Origin of the sequence: Noviluteimonas gilva, from assembly GCF_009740395.1 — a bacterium.
Taxonomy (GTDB): Bacteria; Pseudomonadota; Gammaproteobacteria; order Xanthomonadales; family Xanthomonadaceae; genus Noviluteimonas; species Noviluteimonas gilva.
Map to the genome: position 1 here is coordinate 38,297 of NZ_WOXT01000006.1, position 15,826 is coordinate 54,122.

General features: G+C 66.0%; 17 protein-coding genes, 1 tRNA gene and 1 riboswitch. Of the genes, 13 read left to right on the top strand and 5 right to left on the bottom strand.

What is annotated here, in order from left to right:
• Positions 1-7 precede the first annotated feature (7 nt).
• Complete coding sequence (gene rimK, locus GN331_RS15740) at positions 8-925, bottom strand: 30S ribosomal protein S6--L-glutamate ligase (RefSeq protein ID WP_156643253.1); 918 nt, start codon at positions 923-925, stop codon at positions 8-10.
• Positions 922-1,356: an ATP-dependent zinc protease family protein gene (locus GN331_RS15745; RefSeq protein ID WP_331713519.1), complete on the bottom strand. Its 435-nt coding sequence runs from the start codon at positions 1,354-1,356 to the stop codon at positions 922-924. Before GN331_RS15745 ends, rimK begins: the two co-directional genes overlap by 4 nt.
• Before the next feature lie 171 nt (positions 1,357-1,527).
• Between GN331_RS15745 and GN331_RS15750 the strand changes: the two genes are divergently transcribed.
• A tRNA-Gly gene (locus GN331_RS15750) sits at positions 1,528-1,601 on the top strand.
• Between the two features lie 288 nt (positions 1,602-1,889).
• On the opposite strand, the gene GN331_RS15755 is transcribed toward GN331_RS15750, so the two are convergent.
• On the bottom strand, positions 1,890-3,725 hold the full coding sequence (locus GN331_RS15755; protein ID WP_156643254.1) for an autotransporter domain-containing protein: 1,836 nt from the start codon (positions 3,723-3,725) through the stop codon (positions 1,890-1,892).
• A gap of 69 nt (positions 3,726-3,794) precedes the next feature.
• Here GN331_RS15755 and thiS point away from each other — a divergent pair, with 69 nt between their 5' ends.
• The 4 genes from thiS to GN331_RS15775 all read left to right on the top strand — a co-directional run bounded on the left by thiS (position 3,795) and on the right by GN331_RS15775 (position 7,712).
• Positions 3,795-3,995 carry a sulfur carrier protein ThiS gene (gene thiS, locus GN331_RS15760; protein WP_197427190.1) on the top strand — a complete coding sequence of 67 codons (201 nt, stop codon included), beginning with the start codon at positions 3,795-3,797 and terminating at the stop codon, positions 3,993-3,995.
• A 32-nt stretch (positions 3,996-4,027) separates the two neighbouring features.
• Positions 4,028-4,118, bottom strand: a riboswitch (cyclic di-GMP riboswitch).
• A gap of 188 nt (positions 4,119-4,306) precedes the next feature.
• The gene (locus tag GN331_RS15765) at positions 4,307-5,110 is read left to right on the top strand and encodes a thiazole synthase (RefSeq protein WP_156643256.1); all 804 of its coding nucleotides are present in this window, start codon (positions 4,307-4,309) and stop codon (positions 5,108-5,110) included.
• An 11-nt stretch (positions 5,111-5,121) separates the two neighbouring features.
• Positions 5,122-5,871 carry a tRNA (guanosine(46)-N7)-methyltransferase TrmB gene (trmB, locus tag GN331_RS15770; protein WP_156643257.1) on the top strand — a complete coding sequence of 250 codons (750 nt, stop codon included), beginning with the start codon at positions 5,122-5,124 and terminating at the stop codon, positions 5,869-5,871.
• A gap of 14 nt (positions 5,872-5,885) precedes the next feature.
• The gene (locus GN331_RS15775) at positions 5,886-7,712 is read left to right on the top strand and encodes an SLC13 family permease (RefSeq protein ID WP_156643378.1); all 1,827 of its coding nucleotides are present in this window, start codon (positions 5,886-5,888) and stop codon (positions 7,710-7,712) included.
• A 6-nt stretch (positions 7,713-7,718) separates the two neighbouring features.
• Here the strand turns inward: GN331_RS15775 and GN331_RS15780 are convergent, their stop codons facing one another.
• Positions 7,719-8,075, bottom strand: a complete 357-nt coding sequence (locus GN331_RS15780; protein ID WP_331713520.1) for a Rieske (2Fe-2S) protein — start codon at positions 8,073-8,075, stop codon at positions 7,719-7,721.
• A gap of 87 nt (positions 8,076-8,162) precedes the next feature.
• On the opposite strand from GN331_RS15780, the gene GN331_RS15785 reads away from it, so the two are divergent.
• The 4 genes from GN331_RS15785 (at position 8,163) to GN331_RS15800 (ending at position 11,152) form a co-directional block, all read left to right on the top strand.
• Entirely contained in the window at positions 8,163-8,450 is a 288-nt protein-coding gene (locus GN331_RS15785; protein WP_156643258.1) for a hypothetical protein, read from the top strand.
• Complete coding sequence (locus tag GN331_RS15790) at positions 8,447-9,124, top strand: fumarylacetoacetate hydrolase family protein (protein ID WP_156643259.1); 678 nt, start codon at positions 8,447-8,449, stop codon at positions 9,122-9,124. Before GN331_RS15785 ends, GN331_RS15790 begins: the two co-directional genes overlap by 4 nt.
• A 38-nt stretch (positions 9,125-9,162) precedes the next feature.
• The gene (mscL, locus tag GN331_RS15795) at positions 9,163-9,567 is read left to right on the top strand and encodes a large conductance mechanosensitive channel protein MscL (RefSeq protein WP_156643260.1); all 405 of its coding nucleotides are present in this window, start codon (positions 9,163-9,165) and stop codon (positions 9,565-9,567) included.
• A 175-nt stretch (positions 9,568-9,742) separates the two neighbouring features.
• On the top strand, positions 9,743-11,152 hold the full coding sequence (locus tag GN331_RS15800) for a M28 family peptidase (protein ID WP_231734556.1): 1,410 nt from the start codon (positions 9,743-9,745) through the stop codon (positions 11,150-11,152).
• A gap of 30 nt (positions 11,153-11,182) precedes the next feature.
• Here GN331_RS15800 and GN331_RS17050 read toward each other — a convergent pair whose 3' ends face one another.
• On the bottom strand, positions 11,183-11,596 hold the full coding sequence (locus GN331_RS17050; RefSeq protein ID WP_425489309.1) for an XAC0095 family protein: 414 nt from the start codon (positions 11,594-11,596) through the stop codon (positions 11,183-11,185).
• Positions 11,597-12,321: 725 nt separating this feature from the next.
• On the opposite strand from GN331_RS17050, the gene GN331_RS15805 reads away from it, so the two are divergent.
• From GN331_RS15805 to GN331_RS15820, 4 genes are all read left to right on the top strand, one after another.
• Positions 12,322-12,813 (top strand): PH domain-containing protein, encoded by a 492-nt coding sequence (locus tag GN331_RS15805; RefSeq protein WP_156643262.1) that lies wholly within the window; start codon positions 12,322-12,324, stop codon positions 12,811-12,813.
• Positions 12,814-13,473: 660 nt separating this feature from the next.
• Complete coding sequence (locus tag GN331_RS15810; RefSeq protein ID WP_156643263.1) at positions 13,474-14,004, top strand: DUF3313 family protein; 531 nt, start codon at positions 13,474-13,476, stop codon at positions 14,002-14,004.
• Positions 14,005-14,062: 58 nt separating this feature from the next.
• A complete protein-coding gene (locus tag GN331_RS15815) occupies positions 14,063-15,310 on the top strand; it encodes a glycosyltransferase (RefSeq protein WP_156643264.1) in 1,248 nt (415 codons plus the stop codon).
• Positions 15,307-15,672: a cupin domain-containing protein gene (locus tag GN331_RS15820; protein ID WP_156643265.1), complete on the top strand. Its 366-nt coding sequence runs from the start codon at positions 15,307-15,309 to the stop codon at positions 15,670-15,672. Before GN331_RS15815 ends, GN331_RS15820 begins: the two co-directional genes overlap by 4 nt.
• Positions 15,673-15,826 lie beyond the last annotated feature (154 nt).

The following is a 15,826-nucleotide window of genomic DNA, read 5'->3' on the forward strand; positions in this document are numbered from 1 at the left end:
CTGATCCTCAGGCGGCCCGCGTGGTGGGCGCCCGCTTGTGCGTTCCCGACCGTTTGCCGCCGTTGGCCACGTATTCGATGATGCTGCCTGCAATATCGACGCCGCTGGCGGCCTCGATGCCTTCCAGACCCGGCGAAGCGTTGACCTCCAGGATCAGCGGGCCGCGGCGGGACCGGATGAGGTCCACGCCCGCCACCCCCAGCCCGAGGAGCTTGGCGGCGCGAAGGGCGACCTCTTCCTCGCGCGGCGTGGCGGTGACCGCCTTCGCCGAGCCACCGCGATGCAGGTTCGAACGGAAGTCGCCCTTCGGTGCCTGGCGCTTCATCGTGGCGACGACGCGATCGCCGACGACGAAACAGCGCAAGTCCGCGCCCTTCGCTTCGGCGACGAACTCCTGCACGAGGAAGTTGGCGTAAAGCCCGCGCAAGGCTTCGATCACGCTGCGCGAGGCGGAGAGTTTTTCGGTGAGCATCACGCCCGCGCCCTGCGTGCCTTCGTTGAGCTTGATGACGTGCGGCGTGGGGCCGAGCATCGCGAGCAGGTCGGAGGTGTCGTCGGGGTTGTCGCCGAACACCGTCGCCGGCAGCGCAAGGCCTTCGGCGGCGAGGATCTGGTGGCAGCGCAGCTTGTCGCGCGCCTTGAGGATGGAGTCCGACGGATTGGGCGTGGTGGTCCCCATCAGTTCGAACTGGCGCAACACCGCCGTGCCGTAGCGCGTGACCGATGCGCCGATGCGCGGGATGACCGCGTGGTAGCCGGTGAGCGGCTTGCCCTGGTGGTGCATCGCGAAGCCGTCGACCGCGATGCGCATGTAGCAGCGCAGCGGATCGAGCACGCGCACGCTGTGCCCGCGCTCGCGCGCGGCCTCGACCAGGCGCCGCGTCGAATACAGCTTCGTGTTCCGCGAGAGGATCGCGAGTTTCATGCGGGGGGTTTTCCGTGCAGGAAAGAGCGGGCGGGATCGATGGTGAACGCACGGGCGAGCGCCGTGCGGCCGAGGAGCATCGGAAACAGCATTCCACGCCGATCGGTCAGGTTGATTTCCACCTCACGTTCGACGCCCGCCAGCACCAGCGGTGTGCGCAGGAACACGCGCCGGCTGCGGTTGCCGCCCGAGTCGGTGACTTCCCGCTCGTCGCTGATCGGCCCCTGCGCCTCGATGACCTGCCCGCCGATCATGCCCGTGGCGATGCGGAAGCCGGCCCATGGCACGCCGCCTTCGACGAAGCGCCACTGGTTGTCCACGTGCAGCGAGGAGCTGCGCGCGCCGGTATCCACTTTCGCGCGAATGGAGACGATGCCGAGCGCCGGCAACGACAACCACTCCCGCCAACCGAGCACGACGCGTGCGGCCACCTGGCCTCCGGGGGAAAGAATGCGGTCAGGCGCTCTACCCGACCGAGGGCGCGCAGCATAAACGAGCGAGCGTTATCGGAATGAAGGACCGTCGGCAGTCCGCGACGAACGGGAATCCCCGGCCCCGCGCGTTGCCAGCCGCCTGCCGCCGGGCATAGACTCGCGCCTGACGCGGGTGTAGTTCAATGGTAGAACTGCAGCTTCCCAAGCTGCTAGCGTGGGTTCGATTCCCATCACCCGCTCCACACATCGGAACGACGGCCTTGCGCCGTCGTTTTTCGTTTCAGGCGGCGGGAAATCATTGGCGCGCCGCCCGAACGTGGTGGGTTCCGAATTTTTTTGGGAAAAAATCCGAAACCCACCACGCTGGGGCATCACCTTGCGGGCCGCTTCGATCGGGCGCTTCGCATGTGCTTCATTGGTGGGTGCGAAGCCAGCTTCGCACTAGCCCATCGTTTTCCGCACAGCGGGCACGCTTCAAACAACGAGGCCCGCTTGCGCGGGCCTCGTCGTTACCTGCGATGTCGCTGCGATCAGAACCGCTTGCCCACGCTCACGAACACCGTCGCGTTGTCGCCGGCTTCCTGGCCGACGCTCGCCGTCGCACCGATGTCGGTGTCGACGCCGAACAGCTCCGTGCGCACGCCCAGCACCAGCGTGCCGTAGTTTTCGTCGTGCTCGGTGTTCGGCACGGCGTACGGCAGGGTGCCGGCGATGGTCAGCGATTGCGCGAACGCTTCTTCCGGCGCGTCTTCGAACTCGTGTTCCCACGTGAACTTCGCGTACGGCACGGCGGTCGGCGACACCTCGAAGCGCGCCTGCCAACCGGCGGCGCCGACGAGCGAATCGTAGTTCTGGTCGGGGAAGGCCAGGCCCGCGGCGTCGATGCGGTTTTCGGTGTAACCATCGACGTCGATGCGCTGCGCGAGCACCGAAACCACCGGGCCGTGCGTCAGCGAACCGGAGTGGAAATCCCAACCCGCCGATGCGCCGAACGTGAGGTTCTCGCCATCGGGCGAGCCTTCGTACACGCGCACGACCGGGCCGAGCTGCACGTTGCGCGTGACGTCGTAGCTGACGCTCGTCCAGCTCAACTGCGCGTTGACCCACACGTTGCCGGAGAACCAGCCGGCGAAGCCGCCGATGGTCAGGTCGTCCTGCGAGAAGTCGCCCTTGCGGCCGCCGTAGTCGAAGTCATTGCGGCCGAAACCGGCGAAGCCGCCGTACACGAAGTCGCCGCTGGCCCAGTCGACGCCGAACAACAGCGCCGGACCCGTGCCGTCGTAATCGCCCGGTGCGTCGTAACGCTGCGTGTCGCCACGCAGGTTCGCCCACCAGTGCGCGCCGTCTTCGGCCGGCTTGACCGGCATGTGCGAGGCGACCATCTCCGCGCGCGACTTGCCGATCAACTGCTCGGTGTACGGAAGCAGCGCGATCTGGCGCGGCGCTTCGAGCACCGAGATCGCGTACTGGCCGAGGATCGCGTGCGCGCCGCCGGTCGGATGCACGCCATCGGCGAACACGTAGGTCAACGCGGCATCGGGCGAGACGAGCGTGCCCGGGTTGCACGTCAGCGACTGCGCGGTGATCTGCGGCTGGCACGCGGTGCCGGTGGTGTTGGTGAAACCGTAAGCCTGCGGCGAGGCGATGATTTCGCGCAGCAGGTTGAACGTATCGAGCGGAATGACGCGCAGGCCCTGCGAGGACAGCGTCGAGAACAGCGCGTTGTTGTAGGTCACCGACAACTGCGTGGCGCCCGCCGATGCGGCCGGGCCCTGCGCGGCGAACGCGGGCGTGGCGCCCAGGTCCGGCACCGTCGGCACGAGGATGTACTTCGCACCGGCGCCGGTCAGCGCGGCCACATTGCCGACCTGCGAACCGACCGCCTGGAGCATCGTCGTCTGCGCGGGTGCGCCGCCGGCGATCGCGAACAGATCGTTCGCGCCGCCCCACACCGTGTACAGCGCATGCGAATCGGCGACGCCGCCGGTGGCCGTCAAATAGTTGGTGATCTGCGTGCTGAGCGACGGGATCGCGCCGAGCGGGCTCGCGCTGTCGGTGCCCGTGCGCGCGCCGCCGACGGCCCAGTTGGTGCCGCCCTGGTTGCCGCTGGCCGCGTTGGTGCCGTAGTAGTCGGCCAGCCACTCCGACCAGACCAGCGTCGGGTTGGTGGTGAACTTGCCCGTGATCGCGGCCGCGGGCCCACCGATCTGCACCAGCGCCGGGCGGTTCCACCCCGAGTCGGTGAGGCTGTCGCCGAAGAACACGGTCTGCGTGTAGGTCTGCGCGGCGGCGGGGAGCGCGGCCAGCGCGAGGGCGGCAGCAAGGAGACTGCGGACGGGCTTGAACGCCCGGTGGGTCTGCTTCATCGAACGCTCCAGGGCACACGGTTGGGTATGGTGCGTGAACTCTGCCACGCCCCGAGCGAGAATGCGCGCATGGACATTCTGCTCAACGGACAGACGCGGACCCTCGCCTCGGGTGCCACGATCGCCGCATTGCTGGAGGCCGAAGGCCTCGCGGGCCGCCGCGTGGCGGTGGAAGTCAACGGCGAGATCGTGCCGCGAGGTGTGCACGCGACGCATGCGCTCGTCGAAGGGGACCGGGTCGAAGTGGTCCACGCGCTCGGCGGCGGCTAGAAAAAAGACGCGCGATGACACCATCGTGCGGTATCGGGAACCCGGCTGTCCGCGGCAGGGGGAGTGCCGGAGGACCCGTAGCTTTGCGACCCCGGCTTTCGCGCGGGTGTGCCGTGGCGTACCGCGCGATGGGCATCGCGCGCAGCGGTGTGATTGCGTCGGCCGGGTCAGGGGTGAGCCCGTCTTCGTAATCGGTGCCGCTCCTCCAGCCTTACGCACCCCCCGGTGAACACAGGACACCCCGTGCGCAAATCCCCACGATTGACGATCTTCGGAACGCCCTGACCGACGAACGGCGTTACCATTCACGGATGCAAGACACCTCCGCCTTCGCGGCCGACGACGCCCTGGTCGTCGCGGGCCGCCGTTATCGTTCCCGTCTGCTCACCGGCACGGGCAAGTTCAAGGATTTCGACGAGACCCGCCGCGCAACCGATGCAGCGGGCGCGCAAATCGTCACCGTCGCGATCCGTCGCATGAACCTGGGCCAGGATCCGAACGCGCCGAACCTGCTCGATGCGTTGCCGCCCGAGCAATTCACGCTGCTGCCCAACACCGCGGGCTGCTACACCGCCGACGACGCGATTCGCACATGCCGCCTTGCGCGCGAACTGCTCGACGGCCACAAGCTCGTCAAGCTCGAAGTGCTCGGCGATGCGCGCACGCTGTATCCGGATGTCGTGCAGACCCTCGCCGCCGCCGAGCGCCTCGTTGCCGACGGCTTCGACGTGATGGTCTACACCTCCGACGATCCGATCCTCGCCAAGCGCCTGGAAGACATCGGCTGCGTCGCGGTGATGCCGCTCGCCGCGCCCATCGGTTCGGGCCTGGGCGTGCAGAACAAATACAACCTGCTCGAAATCGTCGAGAACGCGAAGGTGCCGATCATCGTCGACGCCGGCGTGGGCACCGCGTCGGATGCGGCGATCGCGATGGAACTGGGCTGCGACGGCGTGCTGATGAACACCGCCATCGCCGGCGCGAAGGATCCGATCCTGATGGCGCATGCGATGAAGCTCGCTGTCGAAGCGGGCCGCGCCGCGTTCCGCGCCGGCCGCATTCCGCGCAAGCGTTACGCCTCGGCCTCGAGCCCCGTCGATGGCCTGATCGGTTGATTGCCTGATCAATGCCAGCCGATCCCGTCGATAAAAAGCCCTTCACCAAGGAACCTGGCAACCGCAAGGTTCGCAGCTTCGTGCTGCGGCAGGGGCGCTTCACGCCTGCGCAGCAGCGCGCGTTCGACGAACAGTGGCCGCGCTTCGGTCTCGACTACACGGGCACGCCGCGCGACTTCGACGCCGCCTTCGGCCGCAAGGCGCCGCGCGTGCTCGAAATCGGCTTCGGCAACGGCGAGGCGTTTCGTTACGCCGTGGCACGCGACCCGGGCCGCGACCTGATCGGCATCGAAGTCCACGCCCCGGGCGTAGGCCGCCTGCTCAACGCGCTGGCCGCGGACGATGCGAAGAATGCGCGCGTCTATCACCACGACGCCGTCGAAGTCCTGCAGCACGAGATCGCCGACGCCAGCCTCGACGAAGTGCGCATCTACTTCCCCGATCCCTGGCACAAGAAGCGCCACAACAAGCGTCGCCTGGTGAACCCCGAGTTCGCCGCGCTGCTCGTGCGCAAGCTCGCGCCCACGGGGCGCTTGCACCTTGCGACCGATTGGCAGGACTATGCCGAGCAGATGTGGGACGTGCTCGATGCGACCCCCGGGCTGGCCAATCGCGCCGGCCCGCGCGGGACGGTGCCCCGCCCCGAATGGCGTCCGCAGACGCATTTCGAGACGCGCGGCCAGAAGCTCGGGCATGGGGTGTGGGACCTTCTGTACGACGCAGTGCCCGCGACCGGCGGGCCAGGGGAAACGAACGCGTGAACGACACCGCGTTGATGCTCACCACCGACATGAAGCTCGTGCTCGGGCTGGTGGGCTTCACGATGGTGATGTTCCTGTTCGAGCGCATCCGCGCCGACGTCGTCGCGCTGGTCGTCCTCGTGCTGCTCGGCCTCACCGGGCTCGTCGCGCCGGAAGATCTGTTCGGCGGTTTCTCCGGCAACGCGGTCATCTCGGTCATTTCCACGATGATCCTCGGCGCGGGCCTGGACCGCACCGGCGCGCTCAATCGCCTCGCGGCCTGGTTGTTGCGGCGTTCGAAAGGCATGGAGGAGCGCCTGCTCCTGCTCACCAACTCGGTGGCCGGCCTCAACTCCTCCTTCATGCAGAACCCGTCGGTGATGGCGCTCTACCTGCCCGTCGCCTCGCGCCTGAGTTCGCGCACGGGCCTGCCCTTGTCGCGCTTCCTGTTGCCGTTGGCCGTGGCCATCGTGATGGGCGGCTCGCTGACGATGGTCGGTACCTCGCCGCTGATCCTGCTCAACGACTTGCTGGTCTCGTCGAACGCCAACCTGCCTTCCGGTGCCGCGACGCTCGAACCGCTGCACATGTTCGCGCCGATGCCGATCGGCCTGGCGCTGCTCGGCGCGGGGTTGCTGTACTTCCGCTACTTCGGCGACAAGCAACTCGAGCAGTACGACATCGACCGCGGCGTCACGCCGGCGCGCACGCAGAGTTACTTCGCGCAGGCCTACGGCATCGAAGGCGATGTGTACGAACTCACGGTCTCCGCCGACAGCCCGCTCGTGGGCATGTCGCTGGGCGAAGCCGAAGCCTTGCGCGGCGCACCGTTGCTGCTCGCGCTGAAGACCGGCAACGAATCGCGCCTGGCACCGCCGGCCGATGCGCGCATCTGGGTCGGCAGCGTGATCGGTGCGATGGGCGAGCGCCAGGTCGTCGCGGATTTCGCGCAGAACAATTTCATGCGCATGAGCACGCGCCTGCGCACCTTCGGCGATCTGTTCAATCCCAGCCGCGCGGGCATCGCCGAAGCCGTCGTGCCGCCGACCTCGCAATACATCGGCAAGTCGCAGGCCGAACTGCAATTGCGCAAGCAATACGGCATCAGCCTGCTCGCGGTGAACCGCGACAAGACCGTGCATCGCGAAAACGTGCGCCAGCTCAGCCTGCGCGCCGGCGACATGCTCGTGCTGCACGGCATCTGGCAGGACCTCGCGCAGGCCGCCGAAAACAAGGACTTCGTGGTGGTCACCGACTACCCGAAGGGCGAGCAGCGTCCGCACAAGTTCAAGCTCGCGATCGGCATCTTCGTGGTGACGATGTTGCTCGCCCTGTCCACGCGCATCCCGGTGTCGATCGCGCTGATGACCGGCGTGGCGGGCATGCTCGTCGCCGGCGTGCTGCACATCGACGAAGCCTATTCGGCGATCAGCTGGAAGACCGTCTTCGTCATGGCCTGCCTGATTCCCTTGGGATGGGCGATGGATTCCAGCGGCGCGGCGGCGTGGATCGCGGGGCACACGATCGAACAGCTGCCCGAAGATTTGCCATTGGTCATCGTCGAAATCGTGTTGTGCCTGCTGACGACCTTGTTCTCGCTGGTCATCGGGCACGTCGGCGCAACGATCGTGATGGTGCCGATGGCGATCAACCTCGCATTGGCCGCGGGCGGCAATCCCACTGCGTTCGCGTTGCTCGTCGCGCTGTCGGCGTCGAACAACTTCATGACCGCGTCCAATCCGGTGATGTCGATGATCACCGGCCCCGCCGGTTACCAGCCGCGCGATCTGTGGCGGCTGGGTGCGCCGCTGTCGCTGGTCTACCTGATCGTGATCGTCGCAGCCGTGAACATCATGTTCTGAAGCGGGTCATGTTCTGACGACGCGCACGAGCCCGTCTTCCACGACGACGGGAATTGTGCGCAATGCGGCACCCCGGCACGGCCCGGCGATGCATTCGCCGCCCTGCAACTCGAATGTCGCGCCATGCACCGCGCACACCAGGCGGCCCTGCTTGTCCTTCAGGAAGCGACCCGGCGCCCAATCGAGGCGACGGCCCGCATGCGGACACACGTTGAGCCACGCGCGCACGGCGTCGCCTTCACGCAGGACGATCAGCGATTCGGCGTCGTTGCCTTCCAGGCGCGCCTCGATTTCATGCAGTCCACCGTCTTCGAGTTGGTCGAAGCGGAGAAGTGCGTCGCGTTGTTCGTCGGCGGAGGTCACGATTTAACGAAGTCCTCACACGCTTGGCGAATGGGGGCCGGATACTCGCCGCCCCGGCACTGCCGCATTGTGTCACGGCCCCCGACGATGATCGCATTCACGCACCGCTTCGACTCCACCGCATTCCGCAACGCGTTCGCGCCGCGCAAGCCGCGTCGCCCGTGGTTGCGCGTGTTGTTCGGGTTGGTTGGCGTCGCATTGCTCGTCGCGCTGGTCGCCGTGAGCGTCGTCGTCGGTGTCGCGATGATTTCCGCCGGCTTGCTGATCAAGCTGTGGAAGTCGCGCAGCGCGTCGCGCGTGCAGCGCGATCCGCGCGTGATCGACGGCGAATATCGCGCCGTCCGCAACGACAAGCACGCCCTCCCCTCCGCATGAGCGACGTCGTCGCGCCGACCGCGCCGGTGCGCATCCCGGTGCGCGGCGGCGGTACGTTCCCCGTGCGTCGCGTTTACTGCGTCGGCCGCAACTTCGCCGACCACGCGAAGGAAATGGGCGCCGCGGTTCCCGCATCGAAGGCCGAACGCGGCACGCCCGTGTTTTTCGCCAAGCCCGCCGACGCCGTCGTCCTCGATGGCGTCGTGCCGTATCCGCCGGGCACGAACGACTTGCACCACGAAGTCGAACTCGTCGTCGCACTCGGCGAAGACGCGCAAGTCTTCGGCTACGCCGTCGGCCTGGACCTGACACGCCGCGACCTGCAATCGGCCGCGAAGGCCAAGGGCCTGCCGTGGGATACGGGCAAGGGCTTCGACTTCTCAGCACCGGTGGGCGAGCTCGTGCGCGCCGATACCCTCGAACCCCTCGCCCCGCGCCGCATCTCGCTCGAAGTGAACGGCACGCAGCGCCAGGCCTCCACGCTCGACCAGTTGATCTGGGACGTGCCGGAGATCCTCGCGGAGCTGTCGAACCTCTACGCGCTGAAGGCAGGCGACCTGGTCTTCATGGGCACGCCCGCGGGGGTCGGCCCGCTGCAGCCCGGCGACGTCTTCACGGCCCGCGTCGACGACGTGCTGGCCCTTCACGGTCGCATCGACCCGCCCCTGCGCTAACCTCGTGGTCGCCGGCCTGTCGCCGGGGAGGACTGCGCATGGGCATGCTCACGGAGTTCAAGGCGTTCATCGCACGCGGCAACGTCGTCGACCTCGCGGTCGCCGTCGTGATCGGTGCGGCGTTCGGCAAGATCGTCACCGCGCTGGTCGAAGGCCTCGTCATGCCGATCATCGCGATGATCACGGGCGGTGCGAGCGTCGCCGCGTGGAAGTACGTCGTCACGCCCGGCGTCACCGACGCCACCGGCAAGGTCCTCACCGCCGAAGTCGCCTTCAAGTACGGTTTGGTGCTGCAGACGGTGATCGACTTCCTGCTGATCGCCTTCGTGATCTTCCTCGTCCTGAAGGCCTACAACCGCGTGCGCGAACCCGCGCCCGAAGCCGCGACGCCCGAAGACGTGCTGTTGCTCCGCGAAATCCGCGATTCCCTGAAGACGCGTTGAGCAGTCACCCCCCTTCCAAGGGGGGTCAATCGCGCACCGCGCGATTGGGGGGGATAACGCGAGGCAGTACCCCCCCAACATGACCACCAGCACCCCTGCATCGCAGGGGTCCGCTGCTACGCTCGCAGTCTTTCCGCAAGCCTGGGGTCTGTCCGCAATGCGCCTTGTCCCGACGATGCTCGCCACCGTCCTCGCCGCCTCGATCGCCGCCGCCCAGGCCGCGACGCCCGCGGCACAGACGACAACCATTTCTCCGGCGGCGATCCAGCACGCCACGCAATTGCGCGACAAGGCCGTCGCCGACGACACCGGTTACAAGATCGTCGAATCGCTGACGACCGAAGTCGGCCCGCGCATGGCGGGCAGCGAAGCCGACGCGCGCGCAGTCGCGTGGGCGGTCGCGAAGTTCAAGTCGCTCGGCTACGACAAGGTGTGGACCGAGCCGGTGACGTTCCCGAAGTGGGTGCGCACCAGCGAACACGCGCAGGTCCTCGGCGACCACGCGCAGCCGCTCACGCTTACCGCGCTCGGCGGCAGCCCCGGTGGCACGGTCGAAGGCGAGGTCGTGCGCTTCGCCGATCTGAAGTCGCTGCAGGAAGCGCCCGCCGGTTCGCTGAAAGGCAAGATCGCTTTCATCGACGTGCCGATGGAACGCGCGAAGGACGGCAGCGGTTACGGCATGGGTTCGCAGATCCGCGGACGTGGTCCGTCGGCGGCAGCGAAGGCTGGCGCGTCGGCGTATCTGATGCGTTCGGCGGGCACCGATTCGCATCGCAATCCGCATACCGGCATCACGCGTTTCGACGACGGCCTGACGCCGATTCCGTCGGCCGCGCTGGCGACGCCGGATGCCGAACAACTCTCGCGCCTGGTCGCGCTCGGCAAGCCGATCCGCGTCAAGGTCGCGCTCGATGTCGGTTGGACCGGCGAGGCGACGTCGTACAACGTCATCGGCGAAATGCGCGGCCGCAGCAAGCCCGACGAAGTCGTCGTGATCGGCGGTCACCTGGATTCGTGGGACCTCGGCACCGGCGCGATCGACGACGGCGCGGGCGTGGCCATCGCGATGGGCGCGGGCAAGTTGATCGGCGACATGAAGCAGCGCCCGGCGCGCACGATTCGTGTGGTTGCATTCGCCAATGAGGAGCAGGGTTTGTACGGTGGTCGTGCGTATGCGGAGAAGCATGGTCCCGACGTGCGCAAGCATCAGATCGGCGCGGAAAGCGACTTCGGTGCCGGCCGTATCTATGCGTTCAGCACGGGCGCGCCGGAGCGTGCGCTGGGTGCGGTGAAGCAGATCGCCGACGTGCTCGCGCCGCTCGGCATCGCGTACACGCCGGGCGAAGGTGGCCCGGGCCCGGATATCAGCCCGTTCGCTGGCAATGGTCTCGCGTGGGCCGCGTTGCGCCAGGACGGCACGGATTACTTCGACTACCACCACACGCCGGACGACACGCTCGACAAGATCGATCCGAAGGCGCTCGCGCAGAACGTCGCGGCCTATGCGGTGTTCGCTTATCTGGCGGCGGATGCGCAGGGGGATTTTGGTAGCGAGGCGAAGAAGGTTACGCCGCCGCGCGAATAGGTTTCGCTGCGAGAGCGCGCTACACCAGCGTTAGCGCGCCGCCCGAACGTGGTGTGTTCCAAACTTTTTTGGGAAAGAGTTCGGAACACACCACGCTGGGGCATCACCTTGCGGGTCGCTTCGATCAAGGGGCTTTCGCTCGAGCGTTCTTTGGGGGGTGCGAAGCGCGCTTCGCACTCGCCGATCGTTGAGAGCGGGGGCTGCTGCATGCCTTGACGCAAGCTCGTGGTCGTAGCGGATCCCTTTGAGGAGTTCCTCCAGGTCTCGTGCGAGGCGCGAGAACCACCACGCCAGTGCATCCGGACGGAACAAATTGTCATAGGAACTCGCCGCGGTGCCGGTTTCGGTGAGGCGAGAGAGCAAGCGCATGTGATCGCGCATCTGGATGAGCGTGAGCTGGGATGACTCGGCAACGACCAACACGGTCGGCTTTTGAGGGCGCATGGGAACCTCCGTCGATCAGCGTTGAGGCCTTCGTGCTGAACTAGCGGCACGAAGGAGTCGGGAGGCTGAGAAAACCGGATGATTCGGCCGGGCGTTATTCCCCCATTGGGGTCTGGTATTCCGCCCCCTCCCGACGCAGAACCGCAACGTCGAAGGACGGCCGCCAGAGGCAACCGCCAATCAAGAGTTTCTCAGGCTCTGTGGGCGATCCTGCAATCGTCTTTGCGGGCAACCAATCAGACGAATGCTCGTCCGGATGCGGGACAAATCTCGCGTCCTGCAGGAGTGCGAACGCTGTCGGAAAGCGTTGCTCCAGGTCCGCAACGTCTCGGGAGACGCTACCGACCTCTTCGAAGGCATCCGCGACCTCTCCGAAGACCTTCGTGACCTCTCCCGAGACGTCAAGGGACATCTTGGTAGACGTCCACGATCTCTATGGAGAAGTCTGTTGACCTCTCGGTCGAAGTCACTGATCTCTGAGGAGACATGCATTGCTCTCTTCGCAGGCGTCCGCGATCTCTCCGGAGACATCCATCCAGCCTTCGTAGTCGTTCGCGGTCCTTCGCGAGACGTCCGCTGACATCTCAGTCGAAGTTCGCAATGCATTGGTCGGGGTTCTCGTTGCTTCACGACCCTCTCCCCAAGCGCGATGTCCGCTTTCGGCCAAAAGCGGACATCGCCGGAGACTCCCCGAATCGCCCCTTCATGCCCATTACAATCTCCCAATGGACCTGACAGCCCTCTTAATCCCAATTGCCGTTACAGCCGTCATCTCATTGCTACTGCGGCTTGCATCCCCGCACGCAATTTCCGTCGACGGCAGAACGACCATCGGCTACGGCGTGGGAGTCAGGAGCTTTGCTGTTCTTTCTGGACTGGTCACGCTGGCTCCGCTCGTTGGGTCGTTTTTCGTGGAGCCCAAGGACCGGATTGCGATGCTCATGATCGCCGCCACTTTCGGATTCCCGGCCCTTTACCTACTTTTTGAGAGCTTCGGCGTCCGCATTGTCTATTCGGACAGTGGGATCGAAGCGTTTTCGCCGTGGCGCAAGAATCGATCCTTCGCTTGGGACGAACTACGCGGCGTAAGTTTTTCCGAGATGGCACGGTGGCATCGAATCGAAACCACTCGTGGGTACGTGCGCATGCACGAGATGAAGTCGGGAGTAGCTTCGTTGCTGCAAGAGTTGGAACGCAGAGGCATCAGCATCAAATGAGGTCTCCCGGGAACGAGACTGGCTGAGCCGCGTGGTCGGGAATGTCCGCTTTGGGTCGTTAGCGGTCACCCCATGACCGACTGCTATGGGCCAGAAGCGGACATTGTCCATCCGTGCGTAGAGGGAGTTCGCTGATTACCTGGGGTGATGTCCCATCGAAGCGCGGCGCGGGGGCACACCCTCAGGTTCGTGGCCTTCGTGCGTCGAACAGGCCGGACGACAAGCCGGGGATGGCCGCTCCGCATCGATGGGCCGGGCGCCCGCACGCGGCGGTCATTGCCGCGCTCATGAGCGGTATCAATGCCCGACCCGCGTCGATCTCCCAAAGGCCTGATGCGCGCTACGACCGGCCTGAGAGGCTGCAGCGAAGCCATCGCGGCCTACCAGCGCCTGCGCCAGATCCTGTTCATCACGCTGGCCGGCAGCCGTCCTGCACGAGCGAGCGGCTGTACCAGACCATCCGCGGATGAGCGCGTCGCCAATTCGTAGGCAATAAATCTGGCGGCCTGGCGGACCCTTAGCGGGTGCCCTGGAGTTCCCGCTCGTGACGCCATCGGAGCTTCGTCGTCCGCATTTGTCGCTATGCCCGAGGCCGCCTCGACAGCCTCTTCGAGCCTGACCATTCCTGATCCGCTTCCAACTTAGGTCCTTGGAGGACGCATGAAGATTAAACCTCTGGTGCTGCGCGCCCTCTTGTCCCTATTGCTAGTCAGCAGTTTTACGACCCAAGCGACTCCCTTAGGTGCTACTGCAATCGGTGGGGAGCCAGCAGACAACCTGGTGCAGGTCGAGTGGTCGGTAGAACCGTCCAAAAAAATCAGTGAAGCCGAAAAGACAGCCTTGTTGGAGCACTTGCGCCTAGCACTATTAGCGGCGCTGCCCAATGACCAACCCGCGGTGCGTCCGCTGAAGATCCGAGCGCATATCACTGCCGTTGATACCGTCTCGCCAGCCCTGAACACTGCCTCGGCCCTCTTGCTGTTCTTGCCGTTTGATCGAGGCGGTGCCTCAGTCGAAATCCAAGCAGTGGACCTGAACACCGGAGAGCAGGTCGCTTCCATGACCAAGAGTTACTCGCCGTCAATGAGGAAGATGAGAGCACGCTTTAAGAAGCTCGCGCCCGCCCAACTTGCATTGGAAGAGCTTGCCTCTGTTTTTTCTGCACAACTAGCTTTGGCTCGCACTCAGTAGTGCTGGGGACCACCTTTTGCTTCCACTATTAGACTCCATCATGAAGTCTCCCCCACCCATGAAGCTCGTCATCGCCACTTACGGCACGGAAGGCGACGTGCGCCCACTGGCGGCGCTGAGTCGCGCGCTCATCGACGCCGGACACCAGGTCCACCTGCTCGCCGACCGTTCCACCTTGCGGCACGCCGATGCGCTGGGCGTGCCAACCTCGGCGCTCTCCGGCGACATCAAGGGCGTCGACGATCCGCAGGCGGGAATCGACGCCGTCGTCGCGAACGATCGTGGCGTCCAGGGCATGGCGAAGGCGCTGGCGCACATCGCCAACACGCATGCGACCGCATGGCTGCGCGAAATCGTGCACGCGGCGCGCGATGCCGACGCGATCCTCGTGTCCGGCCTCGCGGCATTCACGGGCCTGTCCGCGGCCGAGTACCTGCGGCGCCCTGCCATCGGGGTGGGCTTCATTCCGTTTTCCCCGACCTCCGCGTTTCCCGCGCCTTTCGTGCCCTCGCGCTTCGTTCCGCGAGTCCTCAATCGCACGAGCCATCTGCTCATCAACGAAGTGCTCTGGCGTGCGTTCAAGCGATCCACCAATCGCGCGCGCGCCGAAGCGTTCGACATGCCGCGTCGCGACGCTGCCTGGACGACGCATCCGATGCTCTACGGCGTGTCGCCCTCGCTCGTGCCCGCGGCGCCGGATTGGCCGGACACCACGTTCGTCAGCGGGCAGTGGATCGCGCCGAGCAAGGACTGGTTGCCGCCGGATGCGCTGCGCGCCTGGCTCGACGCTGGCGAGGCGCCGCTGTATGTCGGCTTCGGAAGCATGGTCGGGTTCGATCGCGACCGGCTCATGCGGTGCGTCGTGGAGGGCGTCGGCGGTCGACGCGTGCTCCTCCACCCGGGTTGGGCGGGACACGACGCGACACTCCCCGCCAATTTCTTCGTCGTCGACGACGTTCCGCACGATTGGCTGTTCCCGCGCGTCTCGGCCGTAATCCACCACGGCGGCTCGGGGACGAGTCACTCGGCCGCGCGTGCGGGCGTTCCATCGGTCGTGCTCGCCTTCGCCGGCGACCAAGCGTTCTGGGGCGACCGTTTGGCAAACGCGGGCGTCGCCCCAAGGCCGCTCAACGGGCATCGCTGCAGCGCGCGCGAACTCGCGGATGGCATCGCGTTTGCCAGTCGCAGCGACGTGCGCGCAAAGTCACGGGCGTTGGGCGAACGCATGCAGGCAGAAAATGGACCTGCCATCGCGGTGGCAGCACTCGAACGACTCATCGCATTACACGCAGGAACCACGCCATGAACACCGCATACGACATCGACACCGACACCATCCTCCACTCCGTCGGCACCGACTTCGACATCACTTCCATCGGTGCCGCACAGAGCCCCTGGTGGAACCGCACGCTCTGCGCCGTCAACGACACCTGGGTGCGCCTGGGCGTGCTGGATGGTGACTTCCACTGGCACAAGCACGACAACACCGACGAGTTCTTCATGGTCATGGAAGGCCAGCTCGACATCGAACTCGAAGATCGCATGGTCACTTTGAAACCGGGCCAGGCCTTTACCGTGCCGAAGGGGGTGATGCATTTCCCGCATGCGCGCGGCCGCACCGTGGTGTTGATGATCGAGCGCGCGGGCGTGGCGCCGACGGGGGATTAGCGCCGGCACGCCGTTCATCAGGAACACAGGGGGCAGAGTGCCAATTTCCCGAGCTTTCGGCCAGAAGCGGACACTCACAACCCGACCATGCCTGGCCCCAGTTTCCTTTCGTTCCCCACCCAATATCTCTGCTCCCCTGCGCCCCAGCACTCCC

Coding starts and splice junctions, on each gene's coding strand:
- GN331_RS15775 (WP_156643378.1), top strand. CDS start 5,886: ATGCTCACCACCGACATGAAGCTCGTGCTCGGGCTGGTGGGCTTCACG.
- GN331_RS15805 (WP_156643262.1), top strand. CDS start 12,322: ATGGACCTGACAGCCCTCTTAATCCCAATTGCCGTTACAGCCGTCATC.
- trmB (WP_156643257.1), top strand. CDS start 5,122: ATGCCAGCCGATCCCGTCGATAAAAAGCCCTTCACCAAGGAACCTGGC.
- rimK (WP_156643253.1), bottom strand. CDS start 925: ATGAAACTCGCGATCCTCTCGCGGAACACGAAGCTGTATTCGACGCGG.
- GN331_RS15810 (WP_156643263.1), top strand. CDS start 13,474: ATGAAGATTAAACCTCTGGTGCTGCGCGCCCTCTTGTCCCTATTGCTA.
- GN331_RS15790 (WP_156643259.1), top strand. CDS start 8,447: ATGAGCGACGTCGTCGCGCCGACCGCGCCGGTGCGCATCCCGGTGCGC.
- GN331_RS15755 (WP_156643254.1), bottom strand. CDS start 3,725: ATGAAGCAGACCCACCGGGCGTTCAAGCCCGTCCGCAGTCTCCTTGCT.
- thiS (WP_197427190.1), top strand. CDS start 3,795: ATGGACATTCTGCTCAACGGACAGACGCGGACCCTCGCCTCGGGTGCC.
- GN331_RS15800 (WP_231734556.1), top strand. CDS start 9,743: ATGCTCGCCACCGTCCTCGCCGCCTCGATCGCCGCCGCCCAGGCCGCG.
- GN331_RS15765 (WP_156643256.1), top strand. CDS start 4,307: ATGCAAGACACCTCCGCCTTCGCGGCCGACGACGCCCTGGTCGTCGCG.
- GN331_RS15815 (WP_156643264.1), top strand. CDS start 14,063: ATGAAGCTCGTCATCGCCACTTACGGCACGGAAGGCGACGTGCGCCCA.
- GN331_RS17050 (WP_425489309.1), bottom strand. CDS start 11,596: ATGCGCCCTCAAAAGCCGACCGTGTTGGTCGTTGCCGAGTCATCCCAG.
- GN331_RS15785 (WP_156643258.1), top strand. CDS start 8,163: ATGATCGCATTCACGCACCGCTTCGACTCCACCGCATTCCGCAACGCG.
- mscL (WP_156643260.1), top strand. CDS start 9,163: ATGGGCATGCTCACGGAGTTCAAGGCGTTCATCGCACGCGGCAACGTC.
- GN331_RS15820 (WP_156643265.1), top strand. CDS start 15,307: ATGAACACCGCATACGACATCGACACCGACACCATCCTCCACTCCGTC.